14 protein-coding genes and 1 pseudogene are annotated in these 20,483 nt (G+C 54.8%); 9 read left to right on the top strand and 6 right to left on the bottom strand.

What is annotated here, in order from left to right:
- Positions 1–11: 11 nt before the first annotated feature.
- The 3 genes from HY788_04095 to HY788_04085 form a co-directional block, all read right to left on the bottom strand.
- Entirely contained in the window at positions 12–482 is a 471-nt protein-coding gene (locus HY788_04095; GenBank protein ID MBI4773353.1) for a 23S rRNA (pseudouridine(1915)-N(3))-methyltransferase RlmH, read from the bottom strand.
- A 69-nt stretch (positions 483–551) separates the two neighbouring features.
- A complete protein-coding gene (locus tag HY788_04090; GenBank protein ID MBI4773352.1) occupies positions 552–1,532 on the bottom strand; it encodes a hypothetical protein in 981 nt (326 codons plus the stop codon).
- 186 nt (positions 1,533–1,718) lie between these two features.
- Positions 1,719–3,827: a M1 family peptidase gene (locus HY788_04085; protein ID MBI4773351.1), complete on the bottom strand. Its 2,109-nt coding sequence runs from the start codon at positions 3,825–3,827 to the stop codon at positions 1,719–1,721.
- A 241-nt stretch (positions 3,828–4,068) separates the two neighbouring features.
- Between HY788_04085 and HY788_04080 the strand changes: the two genes are divergently transcribed.
- Together HY788_04080 and HY788_04075 are read left to right on the top strand one after the other, a co-directional pair.
- The gene (locus HY788_04080) at positions 4,069–5,250 is read left to right on the top strand and encodes a CoA transferase (GenBank protein ID MBI4773350.1); all 1,182 of its coding nucleotides are present in this window, start codon (positions 4,069–4,071) and stop codon (positions 5,248–5,250) included.
- A gap of 640 nt (positions 5,251–5,890) precedes the next feature.
- Positions 5,891–6,892 (top strand): peptidoglycan DD-metalloendopeptidase family protein, encoded by a 1,002-nt coding sequence (locus HY788_04075; GenBank protein MBI4773349.1) that lies wholly within the window; start codon positions 5,891–5,893, stop codon positions 6,890–6,892.
- Between the two features lie 383 nt (positions 6,893–7,275).
- On the opposite strand, the gene HY788_04070 is transcribed toward HY788_04075, so the two are convergent.
- The 3 genes from HY788_04070 to HY788_04060 all read right to left on the bottom strand — a co-directional run bounded on the left by HY788_04070 (position 7,276) and on the right by HY788_04060 (position 9,338).
- A complete protein-coding gene (locus tag HY788_04070; protein MBI4773348.1) occupies positions 7,276–7,560 on the bottom strand; it encodes a phage holin family protein in 285 nt (94 codons plus the stop codon).
- Positions 7,561–7,661: 101 nt separating this feature from the next.
- The gene (locus HY788_04065) at positions 7,662–8,888 is read right to left on the bottom strand and encodes an acyl-CoA/acyl-ACP dehydrogenase (GenBank protein ID MBI4773347.1); all 1,227 of its coding nucleotides are present in this window, start codon (positions 8,886–8,888) and stop codon (positions 7,662–7,664) included.
- Between the two features lie 123 nt (positions 8,889–9,011).
- Positions 9,012–9,338 (bottom strand): SCP2 sterol-binding domain-containing protein, encoded by a 327-nt coding sequence (locus HY788_04060; protein ID MBI4773346.1) that lies wholly within the window; start codon positions 9,336–9,338, stop codon positions 9,012–9,014.
- A gap of 584 nt (positions 9,339–9,922) precedes the next feature.
- Here HY788_04060 and HY788_04055 point away from each other — a divergent pair.
- The 7 genes and pseudogenes from HY788_04055 (at position 9,923) to HY788_04025 (ending at position 20,428) form a co-directional block, all read left to right on the top strand.
- Positions 9,923–11,869 carry an aconitate hydratase gene (locus HY788_04055; GenBank protein ID MBI4773345.1) on the top strand — a complete coding sequence of 649 codons (1,947 nt, stop codon included), beginning with the start codon at positions 9,923–9,925 and terminating at the stop codon, positions 11,867–11,869.
- 18 nt (positions 11,870–11,887) lie between these two features.
- Positions 11,888–12,784 carry a citrate (Si)-synthase gene (locus tag HY788_04050; protein ID MBI4773344.1) on the top strand — a complete coding sequence of 299 codons (897 nt, stop codon included), beginning with the start codon at positions 11,888–11,890 and terminating at the stop codon, positions 12,782–12,784.
- A 124-nt stretch (positions 12,785–12,908) separates the two neighbouring features.
- Positions 12,909–14,630: pseudogene (locus HY788_04045) on the top strand (succinate dehydrogenase flavoprotein subunit).
- A gap of 1 nt (position 14,631) precedes the next feature.
- Positions 14,632–15,336: a succinate dehydrogenase iron-sulfur subunit gene (locus HY788_04040; GenBank protein ID MBI4773343.1), complete on the top strand. Its 705-nt coding sequence runs from the start codon at positions 14,632–14,634 to the stop codon at positions 15,334–15,336.
- 1 nt (position 15,337) lies between these two features.
- Entirely contained in the window at positions 15,338–16,714 is a 1,377-nt protein-coding gene (locus HY788_04035) for a class II fumarate hydratase (protein MBI4773342.1), read from the top strand.
- Positions 16,715–16,921: 207 nt separating this feature from the next.
- Positions 16,922–18,571, top strand: coding sequence for a thioredoxin-disulfide reductase (gene trxB / locus HY788_04030; protein MBI4773341.1), 1,650 nt, complete (start codon positions 16,922–16,924; stop codon positions 18,569–18,571).
- Positions 18,572–19,162: 591 nt separating this feature from the next.
- Positions 19,163–20,428, top strand: a complete 1,266-nt coding sequence (locus tag HY788_04025) for a hypothetical protein (protein MBI4773340.1) — start codon at positions 19,163–19,165, stop codon at positions 20,426–20,428.
- Positions 20,429–20,483: the final 55 nt, after the last annotated feature.

The raw sequence follows: 20,483 nt of genomic DNA, 5'->3' as shown, positions 1-20,483 counted from the left end.
GAATGGGAGACCTACTTGTGATACTTCTCTCCCTTTAAAATAGTCATGGCCCGAAAGATCTGTTCAAGGAGGATCAGTCGGGCCATTTCATGAGTAAACGTCATGGGCGACAGGCTGATCCTGAATTCAGCCCGATCCGTCACTGCGGGTCCCAGGCCCATGGAACTGCCCAGAACGAACACAAGGGAGCGTATCCCTTGGTCTTGAAGGCCTCCCAGGAATTTGCTGAACTCCATGGAGCCCATGGCTTTCCCCTTGGGATCCAGAACGACTACCTTGTCGGCGGGCTCCAAGGCCTCCAATATGCGTTGTTCTTCTCGTTTCAATAGCGGCTCTGTTCGGGCTCCAGGTGGGATCTTCTCGCCCTTGATGACCACGGTCTTAAAGTCCAGATACCGTTTGAGTCGTGATTTGAAGATGTTGAGGCCTTCGCGAAGGTAATCCTCCTGCGTCTTTCCAACCCAAAGAACGCGAACCTCCATATTTTTCTCCGCTGATGATGATCCTTTCTGACTCGTTGAAACCAAAAAGCGCAGGAAATCCCCTCACACTCATCTGCCGGCCTGATCTCGCACGAGTTCCAGCGCTCGAAACACTCCCTCGGTAGGGACCACGCCATAGCCCTTGGGGAGCCTTATCCGCCAGCCTCCCTGCTCTTCGACGATTTCGATCCACACGGTCTGGAGGAGGCTTCCCTCGGCTACAAAAGCGCGAACGAGGCCTTTCCGCTGTCCGGGATCGTACAGGTAATCCTTGAATTCGATGAGGTAGTGCTCGCATCTTTCTCCCATCGGCTGAAAACCTATAGGGGCGAAACGATCCGTATGATAATGGAGCAAGTTCGAGTCCTCCTTGAGGGGTACGCTCAGGTGAATCTCTTTACGCAAAAGCAGCTCATGGAATTCCCGCTGGCCCTTCCTGAGCCATTTCCGTTCGAACTTGGTTCCAAAAGTCGGCCCTATGGTTCTCCGGAATACGGCAAAACCCGTATCCGCCGCCTGGTCGAGGATCCACTTGGCGAAGCGTTCATGATCCGTGACGATCTGAACCTGCGCGCCCGGCGTGAGGCGAGAATTGAGCAGCTTGAGAAAATCGTTGGAAAATAGACGTTGTTTGCTCTGTTGTTCCCTTGGCCAGGGCGTAGGAAAAAGGGCAACCACGTTGTCGATGGACAGAGGTCTGATAAGCCTTTCCAAGGCAACAGCGGCGTCCACCTGAAGGAGCCGCGCATTGTCCACCTTATGGTGTTCGAGGTCCGACAGGGCTTTCAATAGCGGCTTCCATTTCAGGTCGACGCCTACAACATCCGTATCCGGATTGGCCTGCGCGCGCTCGCGAAGATAGTCTCCCCGGCCGAAGCCGATCTCCAGTTCGAGACGGGCGGTGCGTCCGAAACGCTTCCGCCAGTCTATCGGGCGTTCGCTTGCAAACCAGTGGATGAAATGGGTGAAAGAACGTCGTTCGGCAACCATGGTATCTTGGATGGTCAACACGTTTGGAGTTTCGAGAGTTTCAGTTTGGGGTACGGTCACGGCCAAACGCCCCGATACGAGGCCTCCGACCGCGTATTATCTTCCCTACTGGTATAACCACAAGTAATCCGCGCAGTTGTTTTTCGAAACGGATTGCCCCATTCCTGAGGAAGATACGGCCAGGGACACGGAGATCACCACTAAAACCGCATGGAGGACGTATTTCATCGGCGCCATCCTTCCGCATCAGTTGAACGTGCGAGTGAGCGGCGACGCCGACACCGGCCATACCCCTTTAGCTTCGTTTCTGCCGTTTGAAAAGACGAGATACCCATATTTGCCATAGTGAGGGATTTTGTTTAGAGCTTTGACGGCCGCCTGCTCTGACAATGGATAGAGAACAGCTACAACGCGCCGCTCGAATTTCGGATGTCGAAATACGGCAAACAGCAGGTCCCCCGCATCGTCAAATGTTTTCCCGTCCACAGTAAAGCCGCCCGACCCGAATTCCCAGCCCTCGGGCAAAATGGCCCGAATCTGTTTTTCTTTGGGAAGACCAACGAACAAGAGATCGCTGTCTCGCGCATATAGGGATTCGGTTTGAGTTTCGCCCAGGGGGCGGACTTGGGAAAGCCCCAGAGCTTTTAGCACATCGAGGTAAGTCGCGGCAACGGTTGAAGTGAGGCCGCTGGAAGTCACCACACTGAGGGATTGTGAACCCTTTACTGAGTTTACGCAAGGGGGGATTTCCGAAGGATGCAGCCGGCGGAACAGTTCGGCGTCCGGATCCACCGTAAGCTTTATCGGCGCATCGGCGGATTCGATCGAAAAAGGAGTTTCCAACCGGTTCACATCCAACGCAACTTCAAAGTCCTTCTGTGCGGTTTTCACTGCCAGAGAGACCCCCATGTCATACGCGGGCTTTTCCTGAAGGATCTTCCCTCCGATGACCCACGATCCATCCTTCCGCTGCAGTTGCACTTTTTCGAGTGAGATAAACGGGGCTCCGGACCGCTGGATCCATTGGCGGAAGAAACCGGCCAGATCTAGACCGCTTTCATTCTCGAACGTCACGGTGAAGTCGTTCCATGCAACGTATTGAAACCGCTTGGACTGGTGCATCTCACGGAGTCCATCCCAGAAAGGTTTATCCCCCACCAGGCGACGAAGCATGTGAAACACCATGGCGCTTTTCCCATAGCCCACCGCCCGAAGGGCCGGATTGAAACGAGCCTTGAAGCGATCCAGAGGGATATCGTTTTCCGAGTCGACCAGGGTCGCAAAGTCACGCAAAATGTCGAGCCTGTATTCGTAGGCTTTTTCCGGTGACTCCTTTTCTTTGAGCAGATAGTCGGACACGTAGGTCGTGAGTCCTTCGCACCAATTGCCGGAATCAGGGGCCACCAGCACGCTGTTGCCCCACCAGGAATGGGCTATTTCATGGGGCAGACTAGTTTTCACGATAAAGGGAAGGCGAATTACCTCGCTTCCGAGCAAGGTGAAAGAGGGGAATCCGTAGCCGGTAGGAAAGAAGTTCTCTACCACCGCGAATTTTTCGAAGGGATAAGGTCCGAACAGTTCGATATAAAACCGGAGATATGTGGCGGCGGCCGCGAGGTAAGATTCCGAGAAGGCGTCGTTGCCGGGGTAGAAGTACGTGTAAATCGGCAGATCACCCACATGCGCTTCTCGGACGATATATCTCCCCGCACACAGAGTCAGCCCTTCCACGGGGTACGAAGTCTCCCATACGGAAAGATTCAATCCTTCCCGGAAGCGCCGGTCCAACCGCTTACCCGACGTGATTGCATCGAACCCGGGAGGCGTGCGAACGCGGACTAGAAAGAGAGGCATGCCGCCGGGCAGCTCGGGATACCACCCGGCTTCCGGCAGTAGAAATACTCCGTCTTCAGAAATAGATCCCACGAAGCCGTAACCTGGATCCTCATCGTTCAGCGGCTCCACCGGGGCGCGGTCACTGAAGACGGCGGAGTAGGTCACTTGAAGGCGTATGGGGTCTCCGGTCACGTCCGGCGGCACATGCACCATGAGCCGGCCCTTGTCGAATTCGAACTCGGCCTCCTGTGCACCAGAAGTTACTGCCTGGACGCGCGCTTTGGGCGCCAGGAGGAACGGCAGCACCCGTTCGCCTCCCGTTCGCACGGTCATGGTATCCGTGCCGGAGAGTTCCTGTGTCCCCGGGCTCAGCGTTACGTCGAGGTTGTGCCGCAACACCGCCACGGCCCGGCAATCCGACGCTGCAGACATCAAAAGCAGGCAGGCCGCGGCTGCAAAAAGGACATATCGTCCGAAACGAACCATCTTATAATTGGATTTGTCGGCGTTTATGAGCATGCAAAAGGCTCCTCCTATGAGTTGGCCGGCGCCGGTCGCTCGGGATGTGGCCGGTATGTGCAAGACCCTGTAAGGCTCGGTCCGAATGCGCGCCATGGCAGCCTGGAAACGCCTTGCCTCAAGAACTCCTTCCGCGTATCATCCGTCAGGTCTTGACCCCTCGCGTGGAAACGCCCCGTTGGAATTTCGAGTCACTTTGATACAATAGCAGGCTTACCTCACCAGACCAAAGGAGTTTCTGATGCCTGGACCGCTCGATGGATTAAAAGTATTGGATTTCACTACACTGTTGCCGGGACCTTTTGCAACGCTCATCTTGGCGGATATGGGCGCGGATGTGCTTCGGGCCGGATCCGGATCCCGGCCCGACCTCGTGGAACTGCTTCCCCCGTTTATCGGATCGTCCGGCGTTTCGAGTAAACTGGCTTACCTGGGGCGCGGTAAACGGGCCATCACGCTCGATCTCAAGAAACCACGATCCAAAGAGATCGTCCATCGCCTGATCCAAACGTATGACGTTCTTATCGAACAGTTTCGGCCGGGAGTCATGGCCAAACTCGAACTGGACTACGACCGCCTGAAGCACGTGAATCCGGAACTGGTGTATTGTTCCTTGACGGGCTATGGGCAGAACGGGCCCATGGAACAGAGGGCGGGACATGACATCAACTATTTGTCCCAGGCCGGCGTGATGTCCTATTCGGGACGGAAGGAGACAGGCCCTGTCTTGTCCGCGTTTCAGGCGGCCGACTTGGCGGGCGGGTCTCAAAGTGCGGTCATCGCCATTTTGGCGGGTGTGTTCTGTCGAAACGCCACGGGCAAGGGACAACACCTGGACGTTGCCATGACTGACTGCATGGCGCCCTTCAATGCACTTGCGGGAACGGATTTTTTGGTGGACGGCCTTGGTCCAAAAAGAGAAGAACACCTGTTGAACGGTGGATCGCTCTACGATTTCTATGAGACTTCGGATGGTGAATACATGTCTTTCGGCGGTCTGGAGCCGAAGTTTTCCGCCGCCTTTTTGGAGGCCATCGGCCGGCCCGATCTCGTGTCCGGCGGAGTGGTGCCGGGCAACCTTTCGGAGGTGAAAAAGGAGGTGCGAGCGATCATACGCTCGAAAACGCGGGATGAGTGGGTGAGAATTTTCCGGGATGTGGACGCCTGTTTTGAACCGGTCCTCTCATTAGAGGAGGCATTGACGAGCCCGCATTCGGAAGCGCGGGGGCTGGTCGTCTCCGTTCCGGCCGGAGGCGGAACCACCGTCAGACAATTGGCCCATCCAATCAAATTCTCGGAAACCGCACCCCACTATCGTCACATCGGCTGCAAACCGGGTACCCACAACCGGGAAGTGATGACGGAGTTGGGGTATCCGGAAGAGGAAATCGAGCTGATGCGACAGGAAGGTATTTTTAATTAACGGGACCGATCCGGGAGACGGAAGAGGATCGGGCACAGGGTTCCGACTTCGTCTTCCTGGGATATTCATGGTAAATTTCCTGGATGCGCAGGCGTTTTCTTCTAATGCCGTTAAGGACGTTCGACATCTTACCATGTAGCTACGGTATGCCGCCGAGAGCGCGAAGATTCGTTTTTTTCACCAAACTTCAGACTCGTGAATTTATCATCAATCACTTCATTGACTTTTGCAGGAATGTGTGCTATAGGATCGCCACTTCCTTGCTCAAACTCCAAAAAGTGGGGAACGATCCTTTCTATCTGTTCATCCAACTCACTGTGCCATGGCCGGAAACCGACGGAAGTGTCGTGCGTCGTGGGTTGAGCGTAAGTACGATTCAGTCAACTCAACTCCTCTGCGGGTAAGCTGTCCGTGTTGTTCCCGTGGAGACCGGGAAACTCGCTGGTTTAACCGGGCGCGATTCTCTATTCACAAAATGAGAAACAGGCGCCTATTTCCACCGGTTGTGACAGACTTACGTTCACGGTTGGTCGTCAAGAGTCATACACGCGAAAAATGCTCGAACTCGGTGGAAGTTTTCAGGTACGAAAACAGCGAGCCATCTGTTTATGCGCATCTCTAACGACTCGGGGGAGCAGACGTGAGAATTACAGTCGTACTGGTTGGAGGCCCCAAGAGATCGACGAGGATGATATCGGTCCCGGGCGCGGCCGTGGTCGCGCTGGGAGTCTGGCTGGGATTGTCCCTCGTGGCCGGTTTTCTCGTTTACTTATCGCACTCGAGGGGACATTCCCTGGTTGAGGCCAATCGAGATTTGCGGGGAGAACTGTTGTCGCACGAAAAAGAGATCGAAGCTAAGGAAGCGGATCTCTTGGCGCATCAGAAAAAGATCGAGGAACTGAGTCAGCGATTTGAGAATATTCGGGAGAGGCTCAGCAACATATCGAGGCTGGATGAACGAATACGTCAATATCTGGGGCTGGAAATCCGTAAGTTTTCTCCTCCCGGAGACTCCCATCAGGGCGGTTTGCCCCCCGGCGATACGGATGCCCTGGAGGCAATGCCGGATTTTAGCTCGCCGCTTCCCGTGGTTCCTCCGGAAGGGGAGGGACTGATGGCCTATGCAAGTTTTGTAAAGGAACAGGCCGAGGAGCTCGTCGACTTCCTGGAGCATCAGGAGGAGAGATTCAGGAATATGCCTTCCATCCTGCCGGTTGCAGGAACCGGCTTTTGGATTTCCTCCGGATTCGGCTGGAGGCGAGACCCGTTCACCTCACAGAGTGCTTTCCATAATGGTCTGGACATCGCGGGCAGACTCAACGACGAGGTCATTGCTCCAGCGGATGGGAAAGTGACGGATGTCGGCAAGGAACGTTTTTTAGGCAAAGTGCTTAAGCTTAGCCATGGGAACGGCGTAGAGACCGTATTCGGTCATCTGAATCGGTTTGCCGTTAAAGCGGGGGACAAGGTCAAAAGAGGGCAAGTGATTGCGTACATGGGTAATTCCGGTCGAAGTACGGGGACTCACTTACATTATTCCGTGATTAAGGAACAGCGATGCATTGATCCACGTCAGTTCATATGGGACTACGACTTCGAGAATGACTCCCTTACCCCTTACGTTTCCATGAATGAAAATTAGGAAAAGGATGGAATGACTCGATGGGGAAGCTTTTTTCGAAATCCCTTCCAAGCAATGGTTCTAGTTCAAAAATCGAGACCATCATAGGACCGGACAGCGTATTCCAGGGGATACTGTTTCTTAAGAACACCGTATGCGTGGAGGGTAATTTCAAGGGAAAGATAGACAGAGACAACTCGAGGTATATGGAACATTCGAGTCACCGGGGCGCTTGCTGGACGAAATCGTGCCCGCGGAAGTTGCCGACGATGATTGAATCCTTTATTTCCAAGTCCGTCATCCTTATCAGACGTCTCACGCGGAAGTCCGGTCTACCGAGCCGGACGATGAATCGAAGATAACAAAACTCAGCAAGAGCGTTTACTTTCCCAAAGCGCCGGTTTTCAGCGCTCCCAGTGTCCATCCTTCCTTTTCGTAAGCTCGATATATTCAATACGGCCCCTTTCGTTCACAAACGAGGTCAAAAGCCAGCTTATCACGCTGATCAGCAGAGAGCCGAAAATCGCGGGCCAGAAACCGTTCACGTCAAAACCGGGGATGACCGCGGAAGCCATTTTGAGCATCATCGCGTTGATGACAAACGTAAATAGTCCGAAGGTGACAAGGTTGATCGGCAGCGTCAGGATGAAGAGGATCGGCCTGAAAAAGGCGTTCAGGATTCCCAACATGGCTGCGGCCAATACAGCGGAAAAGAAACCTAGCGGAACCACTCCCGGGCTCCCTCTTCCTCGGATGAAGAAGAAGCCCCCGAACCCTCTGCCGGATTGACTCAACCAAAATGTTTTTCTTCCTCTTCCGGAGAGAGAGCGTCCCCTTCCACGTCTCTGGAAAGCGACTTTCCACTTTCCAACTCGCGGTAATACTCGTGTTGAATCATCAGGTTCATGACTTCATTCGTTCCGGTCCAAATCATAGCCAGCCGGCAGTCCCTCATCAGACGTTCTATGGGATAGATCGTGGTGTAACCGATTCCTCCCATGATTTGCATGGCGTTGTTGATAACGTCCCACGCGTATTGGGTCCCGGCTTTCTTGGCTTCGGAAACGAGACGGCGCGCGTCTCCGCCGGCGTCCACCAGCTTTGCCGCGGAAAAAACGAGAGAACGAGCCGCGTCCAGCATGGTCACCGAGTCGGCGACCATAAAGTTCACGGCCTGGAAGTTGTTGATCGTCCTTCCGAATGCTTTTCTTCGTGTGGAGTAGCGCGCCGCTACCTCCAGGGCCGCCCGGCCGAGTCCGATGGCTCCGGCCCCGCTCAAGAGTCGCTCCGGAATCATCATTCGATTGAAGATCTCATAGGCGTTGTGCAGTGTTCCTACGACGTTCTGCACGGGAACCCGGGTATCGCGAAAACGAATCCGGCCGGTGCCGCCCCCCCTCGTGCCCATAAGGGTGTAGATTTTCTGAACGTCGATGCCCATCGAACGCTCCACGAGAAAACAGCTGATGGACTTGTGAGGCGGCGCTTCCGGATCGGATTTGGCATACACAAGAAAGTAGTCCGAATCCTCGGCGCCCACCACAAATCGCTTTTCTCCGTTCAGCACGAAGAAATCACCGTCACGCGACGCGGTTGTCGTTGCGCCAAAAAAATCCGATCCTCCCCTCGGTTCGGTCAGCGCTTCGGCGCTGTACAGTTTCCCCTTGTTTGTGGGCTCGAGATAGTTGACTTTTTGTTCCTGTGTTCCGAAACGGTGTATGGCCTCCCCCACAATGCTCGGCATCACGTAAGCGCAGGAAAGAGAAGTTCCAAGAACTCCCACCTCTTCAACAGCGGCCACTTCCGCCGCCCAGTTGAGATCACGTCCGCCGAACTCGCTTGGGAAGCGGGGCCCAAGCAGTCCCTTCTTACCGGCCATCTCGATCAGAGGTCGGCCGGTTTCCAGATTTCCGGCATCCAGATCCCGAACAAGCTGACTGGGGACGTCGTTCTTCACAAACGTTCGAACCTCTTCCCAGAACGCTCGTTCCACTTCATTCAGTAAAAAATCGAACATGGTCTTCATTCCTTTGGCCGCGAAGCCTTCATCCGTTCAAAAAGACGCCGGTGCGGGAAATCGTATGCCGCCGGTGTATGCCGGCGGCCGTGCGTGTCCTATCGAAGTCGATCGGCTGATGTATCAATACGAAAAGAGGCTTTCCATTTTTTGAGCCAACATGATGTCGCCGCTCACCCGCAGCTTTCCACTCATGAACGCCTGCATGCCGTTGATCTGCTTGTTGACCATGCCCAGCCAGGTTTCAGCGTCCAAAGAAAGTGTCACGTTGGGGGAAGGGTGGGAGCCCGTATTCACCTGACAGGCGCCGTCTTTCACCACTACGTTCCAGTTTCCACCCCCTGCTCCCGTGATGTTGTACTGGAAAACAGCATCCAGGCCCTGCGCGTTTGACGGATTGAACGAGTTCGCCATTCCATTAAATACATCTTCAACCTTTGAGAACGCCATGAGTTTGTTCCTCCTTTGGGCTTGTCACGAATCCAATGGTTTCAGTCGCCGTTTCGCAATGCTCATTATACGCGAATTCACTTTTGAGGGTAAGCTATCAAAAACCCATTGTGTACGCAAAGAAAGCACTGTCAGAAACGGAAAGGGAAAAACGGATCAAGGATCTTCACTTTTGCGGCGGATAGACAAACAGTTTAAAACGAGTCCACAATGTTCTAAAAAGGGAGTCTGTTCAGATGCGCGCGTTCCGAATACAATTTGAATATATAGGTGACGCAGGCGCGCGTCAAGGAATCAGACGAAGGGCCATCTTTCGTAAATCGCGCAAAACGAATTCCGCCGGGGTTGACCGGGAGTTTTCGCCTCCTTATGGTAGAAAGATGAGCATTCGCGTTCACTCCAAATATGTGATTTGATCGTCTCAGAAAGTAATACCCTCATGTTGCATGTCTTCGAAGAAATGCACGGAAACCGGGGCGTCGCTCCCTTGCCCGATGTTCTCGCCGGCGTTATCCGCTCCGTGCATGCGTCTTGTAAAAGATCAAAGGCCGATTGGACGGCTCGATTCCCGAGAGGAGAGAATAGTGGGCAAAAGTCTGACGTATAAGATTCTGGCGGATCACCTCGTGAAAGGAGAGTTGATTCCCGGCGAAGAGATCGCCATACGGATCGATCACACACTGTTGCAGGACGCAACGGGGACCATGGCCATGCTCGAGTTCGAAGCCATGGGTATCGATCGCGTTCGGGCGGAACTGGCCGTGCAATATGTTGACCATAACATTATCCAGACCGATTTCAAAAACGCGGACGACCATGCCTATCTTCAGAGTGCATCCGCCCGTTATGGGATTCATTACAGCCCGGCGGGAAACGGCGTTTCCCACCAGGTTCACATGGAGCGTTTCGGCGTTCCCGGGAAAACCCTTTTAGGCGCCGACAGTCATTCTCCGGGAGCGGCGGGAGTGTCCATGCTGGGCATCGGAGCTGGAGGACTCGACGTGGCCATGGCCATGGCCGGACGTCCATATTATTTGCCGTGTCCGGAAGTTTTCGGAGTCAAGCTTACGGGAAGCCTCCCGGACTGGGTCAGCGCCAAAGACGTTATTTTGGAGATGTTGCGTCGTTATGGCGTGAAAGGATGCGTCGGCAAGGTGGTCGAGTATTATGGACCGGGACTCATGACTCTGTCCGCCACGGACCGCGAGACCATTGGCAACATGGGTACGGAACTCGGAGCCACCTCTTCCGTTTTCCCTTCGGACGGGAATACTCGAAAATACCTCGAGGCACAGGGACGGGGACGCGCCTGGAAGCCTCTCGCTCCGGACGCGGACGCGGATTACAATGAAACCGACGAGATCGATCTTTCGACCCTCGAACCGCTCATAGCCTGCCCTTCATCGCCCGGAAACGTGGCGCCGGTGAGGGAAGTGGCCGGTATCAAGGTTCACCAGTCCATCATAGGCAGCAGCGTGAATTCTTCATTCCGGGACCTTATGGTGGCTGCGCGCATGCTGGAAGGCCGACACGTTCATCCGGAAGTATCGTTTCACGTCAACCCCGGCAGCAGACAGGTGATCGAAAACGTGACCATGGTGGGAGGCGCCTTGAGCTTGTTGTCGGCCGGAGCCCGCATCCATGAGTCGGGATGTTTGGGATGCATCGGCATGGGGCAGGCGCCCGGAACAGGTCAAGTCAGCTTGAGGACTTTTCCTCGAAATTTCCCCGGGCGTTCGGGAACCAAGGATGACAAGGTTTACCTGTGTTCTCCCGAGACGGCGGCAGCCGCCGCTCTGAAAGGAGTGATCACCGATCCTCGGGATCTGGCCAAGGATATGGCGTATCCACGTATCCAGGACCCGGAAAAATACCATGTCGACGAATCCTCGATCGTGTTTCCTTCCGAACAAACTTCAAAGGAGGGAATCCTCCGGGGTCCGAATATCCGATCTTTGCCCCGGATGGAATCCATGCCGGAGACCATTGAGGCGCGCGTGGCCATCAAGGTCGGGGACAACATTACTACCGATCACATTATGCCGGCGGGCAGCGAAGTCCTGCCGCTTCGATCCAACATCGAGGCTATCAGCGAGTTCGTGTATTCGCAGCTGGACCCTGATTTTCACAAAACGTGTAAGGAAATGGGCCGGGCGGTCGTTGTCGGAGGTGAAAACTATGGACAGGGGTCGAGCCGGGAGCATGCCGCCCTTGCGCCACGGTATCTCGGCGTTTGCGCGAAAATCGCGAAGAGCTTTGCGCGCATCCACAAAGCGAATTTGTGTAATTTTGGAATCCTGCCGCTCACATTCAAGAATCCCAGGGATTATGACCGCTTTCAAAAGGGGAGCAAGGTGATTTTCCCAGAGGTGAGAAGACACGTGCTGAACGGCGATCACGAAATACCGGTAGTGGTGGATGGAGCAGAAATTCCGGCGTTGCTCGATGTGTCTTCCCGCCAGAGACAGCTTCTGGCCGCAGGCGGCGCATTGAATTACGTGAAAGAGAAACTGGAGGATGCGTCTGCATAGACGTTATAGGGGGTTGATATGGCAGAGATGGTTCGAACAAAGAATGTGGGGCTACGCGGTATCACAGTAGCGGACACGAAGATCAGCTTTATCGACGGAGAAAAGGGAATCCTCATTTATAGAGGGTATCGCATCGAGGAACTGGCCGCAAACTCGACCTACCTCGAGACGGCCTATCTATTACTGAACGGTCGACTGCCCTCGAGAAGCGCGCTCCGGGAATTCGAACAGGAAATAATCGCAGCGCGCGAACTGCCGGATTATGTGTACGAGAGCTACAAGAGGTGTCCTAAAGACGCCGATCCCATGGACGTGCTGCAGGCCACCGTGCCTCTCTTTGCCATGTCCGATCCGGATGTCTCCGGCGAATCCCGTGAAGCCAACGAGCGCATCGCCAAACGTCTCATAGCGCGGCTGCCCGTTGCTATGGCCGCATGGCATAGAATCCGCCAAGGTCTGGAACCGTTGAAATCGGATGAAAAACTGTCGCACGCCGCTAATTTTTTCTGGCTCTTGCATGGAAGAAGACCGGATGAGGACGTTGCCCGCGATCTGGACGTCTGTTTGATCTTACACGCGGACCATACGTTCAACGCCTCTACGTTTGCCTGCCGGGAAGTCGTTTCCACTCGGGCGCATATGTACGCGGGGGTGGCGGCGGGGGTCGGCGCGCTTTCGGGCAGCCTCCACGGCGGTGCAAACGCTCGAGTTATGAAGATGCTGTTGGAGCTCGAGTCGGAAAAAGACCTCCCCCAATGGGTACGGCGGCAAATGGATTCGGGACAGCGCATCATGGGCATGGGACATGCCGTGTACAAAACGATGGACCCGAGGTATCGACCGAAAGCGGAATACGTAGGTAATTACTGCGGGCTTGTGGGATGTTCCTACGAGCCGCTGGCGGGAAGGGGTTAGCGCCGGGTTGATGAACGCGAGCTACAGTTCTTCCCATGAGCGAAACGGTGAGAAGTGTCGCTCGGACGGGCGCAGGCGTTATGCGCCTTTCAGGACGGCCTTTTACCGGCGGAGAAAGAATCTCATGATCCATACACATGACGTAGTGATTGTAGGGTCAGGCCTGGCGGGATTGAGGGCGGCGGTCGAACTGGCGGGCAAGTGCGATCTCGCTCTCATCAGCAAGGTCTTTCCCACCAGGTCCCATTCCGGAGCGGCCCAGGGCGGTATCGCCGCGTCGCTGGGAAACGAGGAACCCGATTCGTGGGAATGGCACATGTTTGACACGGTTAAGGGCGGGGACTACCTGACCGACCAGGATGCAGCTCAGGTGTTGGCCCAGGACGCTCCAAGGGCCGTTTATGAACTGGAACATATTGGAGTCCCGTTTAACCGTACACCCGACGGAAAAATCGCACAGCGCGCCTTTGGAGGGCACACTAGCAATTTCGGTAAGGCTGCGGTAAAACGTGCCTGCCATGCGGCGGATCGAACCGGACGCGTCATTCTAGACACGCTCTATGGACAGGTCCTTCGAAAAGGAATCCACGTCTATCCGGAATTCCAGATGCTTGACCTGATAGGGAGCGGGGACTGCGTACAGGGGCTGACGGCCTATGAGTTGGCTACAGGCCGGCTCCATGTATTTCGTAGTAAAATCGTACTCCTGGCTACCGGGGGATTTGGGAAACTGTTCAAGATCTCCTCCAACTGCTTTGCGAACACGGGTGACGGGGTCTCCTCGGCCTACCGCTTGGGGATCCCCCTGCAGGATTTGGAGTTTATCCAGTTTCATCCAACCGGCATCTACGGCCTTGGTGTTCTCCTAAGCGAGGCGGCTCGTGGAGAAGGTGGTATACTTCGAAATGCGGACGGCGAACGTTTCATGGAGCGTTATGCGCCCGCCATCAAAGACCTCGCCGCCAGGGATGTGGTCTCCCGAGCCATTGATACCGAAATACGTGAAGGTCGCGGCATTGAAGGCAAGGATTTTGTACACCTGGACCTCACGCATATCGGTGAGAAACGACTCGAGGAAAAGCTGTCTGAAATCTCCTCGTTCGTGAAGATTTATCTCGGAATCGATCCGGCCGGACAGCCCATTCCTGTTGCGCCCACATGTCACTACATGATGGGCGGCATCCCCACCAATGTGGATGGCCAGGCACTGGACCTTCACGGAAATCCGATTTCCGGTCTTTACGCCGCGGGCGAATGCGCCTGCGTTTCCGTTCACGGAGCCAATCGCCTGGGTTGTAACTCCCTACTGGATCTGGTGGTCTTCGGACGTAGGGCCGGCATCAAGATGGCTGAGGAGACCCGGGAACAGCCATTGATCGAGCTATCGGAGGACCCACTGGAACCGGTATGAGTCCGGATAAACGAGATGAAAAGCAGGAAATCGGGGGAACGTGTCGGAGTGATTCGGCGCGACCTTCAGTCTGTCATGATGAAGCATTGTTCTGTTTTCCGTCATAGAGAAGGCCTGACCCGAGCCCGTTCGGAGGTTGCCGCCCTGAAAGACCGTGCAGACCGGCTGGTCCTTGATGACGTGGGGGAAACATACAATCAGGACCTACTGGAAGCGTTTGAACTCGAGTCCATTCTCACGCTTGCCGAGGTCATATTGGACAGCGCCCTGGCGAGAGAGGAAAGCCGGGGCGCGCACTATCGGGAGGATTTCCCCGAGCGGGACGACGATCAGTGGCTGAAACACACGCTCGCCGAAAAATCGGAGACCGGTCCAAGGTTGTCCTACAAGCCGGTTCAGATTACTCGGTTCGAACCCAAACCAAGGGTGTACTGATATGGAAATGCGGTTCAAAATCCTTCGATTCGATCCCGACGTCGATTCCAAACCCCACTACAAAACCTATACCGTGCCGACCAAGCCGGAGGAGCGAATTCTGGATTGTCTGAATCGGATCAGGTGGGAGCAGGACGGTACTTTGAGCTATCGGATGTCGTGCGCTCACGGAATCTGCGGGTCCGACGCCATGAAGATCAACGGACGCTGTGCTCTGGCATGCCAGACGCTGATAAGAGACTGCAGCGGTGAAGAAATTCTATTGGAGCCACTTCCTTCTTTCAGAATACTCAAGGATCTGATTGTGGACTTGAACCCGTTCTTTGAAAGAGTCGAACGCATGCGTCCATACCTGATAAACGAGACGCCGCCGCCGGAGAATGAACGAAAACAGCGTCCGGAAGACATAAAGAAACTGGACGAAGTCATCCGTTGCATACTTTGTGCTTCCTGCGTTGCGGCTTGTCCGGTCACTTTTGAGAACGGGAACTACCTCGGCCCGGCTCCCTTTGTATGGGCTTTCAGATATATTTTCGACTCGAGGGACGAAAAGATTGAAGAGAGGTTGAAGCAAATTGACAATCCCGACGGCGTTTGGGGGTGTGTCAATCATTTCGAGTGCACACGTGTCTGTCCGAAAAAAATCCCTGTGACCAAGAGCATCAATACCATAAAGCGTGAAATCGAGAAACGAAAAGGCAAATGACATGAAGACGCGAGAAGAAGCGGACGCCATGGGGACTGTTTTCGTGCCGGCGGACGCCTATTACGGCGCCGGTACGCAACGCGCCGTCGAGAACTTTCCCTTAAGCGGCATTCGGATGCCTATCTCGATCATTCACGCCCTGGCTCTCATCAAAACGCAGGCAGCTTCGGTAAATCGAGAGTTGCAGCTTTTGGATGAGAGGCTGGCGGAGGCCATCATCCGGGCGGCTCGAGAAGTAATGTCCGGACAATGGGACCATCAGTTCCCGTTGGATGTGTTTCAGACCGGGTCGGGCACCTCGTCGAACATGAACGTCAACGAAGTCATCGCCGGAAGAGCCAACGAACTCCTGACGGGAAAGGTGGGAGGAAAGGCCCCGGTTCACCCGAATGACCACGTGAACCTCTGCCAATCCAGCAATGACGCCGTTCCCAGCGCCATTCAAATTGCGGCGTTTGAAGGAATCCGGAAGCGACTCCTGCCGGGGCTCGATCGATTGCGTCAGACTCTCCGTCATAAATCCGAGACGTTTGCGGACATCGTCAAAATCGGACGCACACACCTTCAGGATGCGGTGCCGCTGACCTTGGGGCAGGAATTCGGTGGGTACGCCCGACAGGTGGAACTCGGTATGAAACGCGTCCAGGCGGTGGAGGAACGTCTTGCCGAGTTGCCTTTGGGAGGTACGGCGGTGGGCACAGGCGTCAACGCACATCCTCGATTCGCCTCCAACGTTATCTCCGCTATTGCCGCGGAAACGGGGTACCCGTTCGTAGAAGCCGGGAATCATTTTGAAGCTCAAGGCGCTCGGGACGCGTCGGTGGAAACCAGCGGCGCGCTTAAGACGGTGGCCGTGAGCCTTACCAAAATCGCAAATGATCTCAGATGGCTTTCTTGCGGCCCAAGAACCGGTTTCGCGGAAATCACCATACCCTCGCTTCAACCCGGTTCTTCCATCATGCCCGGAAAAGTCAATCCGGTGATACCGGAAGCGGTACTCCAGGCGGCGGCTCAGGTTATCGGCAATGATGTTGCCATTACCTTGGGAGGGCAGGCGGGCAACTTCGAGTTGAACGTGATGATGCCGCTCATTGGATACAACCTTTTGCAATCCGTAGACCTGTTGTCGAACGCCTCCACCGTATTGGCCGAGAAATGCGTGGACGGCATATCGGCGAATCGAGACAAATGCACTTCCACTGTGGAAAAAAGCCTTGCCATGGCTACATACCTTGTCCCTGAAATCGGTTACGATCAGGCTTCGGAACTGGCCAAAGAGGCTTTCAGAACGGGGGAAACCGTGCGGGAGGTGGCCGGACGAAAGGGCATAGAATTACCCGATCGGCTCGAGGAAACAACCGGCCATTCGGAAAAATGACGTATTAAGCCGTTGAGCCACGTATGTGTTGCGTTTTCCTAACAAAGATAAGGGCATCTCCATCGGTCCCGTAACGCCCGGACCCACCTGACAAGCGCTTACTGATAGGTGGGCTCCAAGACGGGAGTTCGGCTTTGCCTTGACCATCCTTTTCCTTTCACTATACTGGTGATGCAAGATTCATCTCACTGATATTTGAGGACGATCATGACGGAAAAAGGTGCAAATAAACAACAGCGCAGTCGCGTAATGGAAGAGGAACTCGCCGCTCAACTCCGCAAAGCGCTCCAGACACTCCGCCATTCGATTCCGATCTTTCTCTTTGTCCGGGAAGGTTTTAACGATGCCTACAACGATGTGGCGAGGGAAATCGTTCAGGCTTTCAGTCAATTATCCGACAAGATCGAATCCAAGGAATACGGCCTGGACCACAAACTTGCCGAGAAATGGGAGGTGCTGTATACACCGACCATACTGTTCGATCCGGATCGGTACTCGATCCGCTGGTTGGGAGCTCCGGCCGGCGAGGAAGGCCGCACGTTTTTGGAAGCACTGTTTCTGTTGGGCAATCGAGACAGCATGCTGAGCGATCAGTCACGCAAAATCATGGAGAAGATCGACGGTCCTCGTCACGTAAAGGTTTTCGTCAGCCCCACCTGTCCCTACTGCCCCCAACAGGCCGTCAATGCGTTTAAGGCCGCCGTGCACAATCCGAAACTGATTTCCCTGGAACTTATTGATATTCAGGCGAATCCGGATCTCGCCGATCGCTATAACGCCCACAGCGTACCCCAGACCTGGGCCAACGAGACACTGATTGCCATGGGCGCCCAGCCGGAGGAACTGTTTCTGGCTTCGCTTCTCAAGATGGAAGAACAGACCATTTATATTCCTGAAGACGATGCGGAGGTGGTGGAAGCGGATCTGGTCATTATAGGCGGGGGACCTGCCGGATTGACGGCCGCAATCTACGGCGTACGAAGCGGCGTGAAGTCAGTGCTCGTTGAACGCGGAATCCTTGGCGGACAGATCACGACGACACCCATTGTGGAGAATTATCCGGGTTTCAGCCAGGTTGGAGGCAGGACGCTGGTGGATATCATGGTGGCGCACGCCCTTGAATACGCAAAAATATTCCAGGGCGAAGAAGTTATGGAGATCCAGCCGGGCGCTCCCATGATCGTACTCACCAATCGCAGGAAGTTTGTCACGAAAACCGTCTTGCTGGCCACGGGCGCTACCTATCGCCGTCTGAACGTTCCGGGTGAAAACCGCTTCTCGGGTCGCGGGGTCAGCTATTGCAGCACCTGCGACGGCCCTCTGTTCAAGGATAAGAAGGTCATCATCGTGGGTGGTGGGAACAGCGCGGTGACGGAGGCCCTCCATATGAAAAACATCGGCGTGGAAGTGACTCTGGTGCACCGCAGGGATACCCTCCGAGCCCAGGAACACCTCATCGAAAACCTGGCGGCCAACAACATACCGATCCTTTGGAATATGGAGGTGAAAGAAATTCGGGGGAACCAGAAAGTCACCGACGTTCTTCTTTACAACAACAAGACTGACAAGACCTCGTCGTTGGCGGTGGAGGGCGTGTTTGTCGCCGTCGGATACGATCCCGAAGTGAGACTGGCGAAACAGGTCGGAATCGAATTGACCCCCGAAGGTTATATCAAACACGATTCAAGGCACCGTACCAATGTACCCGGGGTATACAGCGCCGGGGACGTGGAAGGCGGCTTCAAACAGATCGTCACAGCGGCAGGACAGGGAGCGGAGGCAGCGCTGAGCATTTTCGAGGACCTCATCCACCCGTACTGGTTGGAGAAGGACAGCGCTGCTGCGCCCGGCTCCTAGACAAGAAGATCCGGATTGGGACGTTCTGAATTGTCGATGATACTGAAAACGCGAAGGGGAACAATCAACGCTGAGCGGCCCATCGAAATGACCAAAGCCCGATGCGCCAGGCTCGAATGCGCCTCGAGCTTTTCCGAAGCTTTGATCGCGGGAAAGCCTCGAGGCAGGCGCTCTCCGGATATTTCCGAATTCGCGCACCCGAGCCCTTACGATCCGGTATCTTGAGGAGTACCCGGCCTTTTTTTCTCTTGCCTCTTCCTTTCGAGTTTTCTATGTTTCTCCAACTACTCGAAAACAGAGGACCGTCCCGGGGGGTTCATTCCGGCAAAAAGCGTTTTCAGGTGGCCATCAGAACCATTCGAGACGAGAAAGCGCCGGGAACTTTCTGCGCACGCCACTGAACGAAATGCTTGTGCATACACGATTCACAGCGGCGACTCCGGTTGGACCTGTAACCTGGATTTGAAGATCACTGAAAAGGAGGAGTTGAAGAGGTAATTTGGAGCCTGTAAGCTACGCGGCATAGCTTCAGTCATTGACGAACATTCGGCCCTTTACGTTGAACTTTTACTCGTATTAGGAGGTGTTGGGATGTCAAAGAAACGAAAACTCGGAAGAGGTGTAGCTATTGTCGGCGCCGGGATGTCGAAGTTCGGTATGTTCAGGGACAAAGACTCGAAGGACTTGTTTGTGGAGGCGTACAAGGAGATGATCGCTTCTGTGGACAAAGGTGTGGATCCGAACGATATCGACGCCCTGTACCTGGGCAACTTCACGAATGATTTCTTCATGCACCAGGCTCACTGGGGACCGATCATCACCGATCTGATCGGAATTACGCCCAAACCGGCCACAAGAACGGAAGGGGCCTGCGCGTCGAGCGCTCTGGCGTTTCGCGAAGGTGTTTTTGCCATCGCCTCGGGATTCTATGACATGGTACTGGTGGGGGGACTCGAAGAAATGTCCAAACGCACCACCGAGGAAGTCGCCGAGGGTTTGGCCTTGGCGTCCGTACCATACGAAATGAAGGTCGGTTTCACATTTCCCGGGGTTTTCGGAACGCTGGCAACCGCCTACTTTGCCAAGTACGGCGCGAATCGCGAACACCTCATGAACATTACCATAAAAAGTCACAACAATGCTCCTCTGAACCCCAAAGCTCAATTTCCGGTCACCATAAAGGACTTGATGGAGCAAAGAAAAGCGAAGATGGCACAGAAGGGATTGCCGGTTCCGGATTGGAAAGAAGAAAAAGACTTCCTGAGAGATCCTCAAGCGAATCCGGCTGTGGCCTGGCCCATGCATCTTTTCGATTGTTGCCCCATCAGCGATGGAGCGGCATGCATGCTACTGGTAGCTGAGGACATCGCCCGCAACTTTACGGACAATCCGATTCATATCGCCGGAATAGGTCAGGGCAGCGGTAGGGGGTTGCATGCCGCCGCAGAGCTGACTTCCTTCGAGGCCACTAAGAATGCCGCCGCCGAAGCCTACGGCATGTCCGGGCTGACACCCGATGACATCCAGATTGCGGAAGTCCACGACTGCTTTTCCATGGCGGAACTGATACACATCGAAGATCTCGGTTTCTTCAAAGCGGGGCAAGGATTCAAGGCGGTGGAAGAGGGCTTGACGCGGCTGGACGGGCCGAAACCCATAAATACATCCGGCGGTCTCAAGTGCAAAGGACACCCCGTGGGCGCCACGGGAATTGCCCAAATGTACGAGATCTGGACACAGCTTCGAGGAAAGGCCGGCAAACGACAGGTACCTATCAAAGATCTGAGGATCGGCGCCACCCATAACCTGGGAGGTACGGGCGGTACGTGCACCCTTACGATCCTGGAGAGGAGGTAAACCCATGATAGACAAGCCTCTTAGCGATATCGCGTTCGAGCAGTTCCTGAAAGAA

It is taken from the genome of Deltaproteobacteria bacterium (assembly GCA_016208165.1).
GTDB lineage: Bacteria > Desulfobacterota > Desulfarculia > JACQYL01 > JACQYL01 > JACQYL01.
Note: the sequence above shows the minus strand (reverse complement) of the source record. Positions and strands in the feature narration are given on the sequence as shown.

Bases quoted from the DNA above. Each gene is read 5' to 3' on its own strand.
- HY788_04095 (MBI4773353.1), bottom strand. From the start codon at position 482: ATGGAGGTTCGCGTTCTTTGGGTTGGAAAGACGCAGGAGGATTACCTT.
- HY788_04085 (MBI4773351.1), bottom strand. From the start codon at position 3,827: ATGCTCATAAACGCCGACAAATCCAATTATAAGATGGTTCGTTTCGGA.
- HY788_04080 (MBI4773350.1), top strand. From the start codon at position 4,069: ATGCCTGGACCGCTCGATGGATTAAAAGTATTGGATTTCACTACACTG.
- HY788_04070 (MBI4773348.1), bottom strand. From the start codon at position 7,560: ATGTTGGGAATCCTGAACGCCTTTTTCAGGCCGATCCTCTTCATCCTG.
- HY788_04065 (MBI4773347.1), bottom strand. From the start codon at position 8,888: ATGTTCGATTTTTTACTGAATGAAGTGGAACGAGCGTTCTGGGAAGAG.
- HY788_04060 (MBI4773346.1), bottom strand. From the start codon at position 9,338: ATGGCGTTCTCAAAGGTTGAAGATGTATTTAATGGAATGGCGAACTCG.
- HY788_04050 (MBI4773344.1), top strand. From the start codon at position 11,888: ATGGCAGAGATGGTTCGAACAAAGAATGTGGGGCTACGCGGTATCACA.
- HY788_04040 (MBI4773343.1), top strand. From the start codon at position 14,632: ATGGAAATGCGGTTCAAAATCCTTCGATTCGATCCCGACGTCGATTCC.
- HY788_04035 (MBI4773342.1), top strand. From the start codon at position 15,338: ATGAAGACGCGAGAAGAAGCGGACGCCATGGGGACTGTTTTCGTGCCG.
- trxB (MBI4773341.1), top strand. From the start codon at position 16,922: ATGACGGAAAAAGGTGCAAATAAACAACAGCGCAGTCGCGTAATGGAA.
- HY788_04025 (MBI4773340.1), top strand. From the start codon at position 19,163: ATGTCAAAGAAACGAAAACTCGGAAGAGGTGTAGCTATTGTCGGCGCC.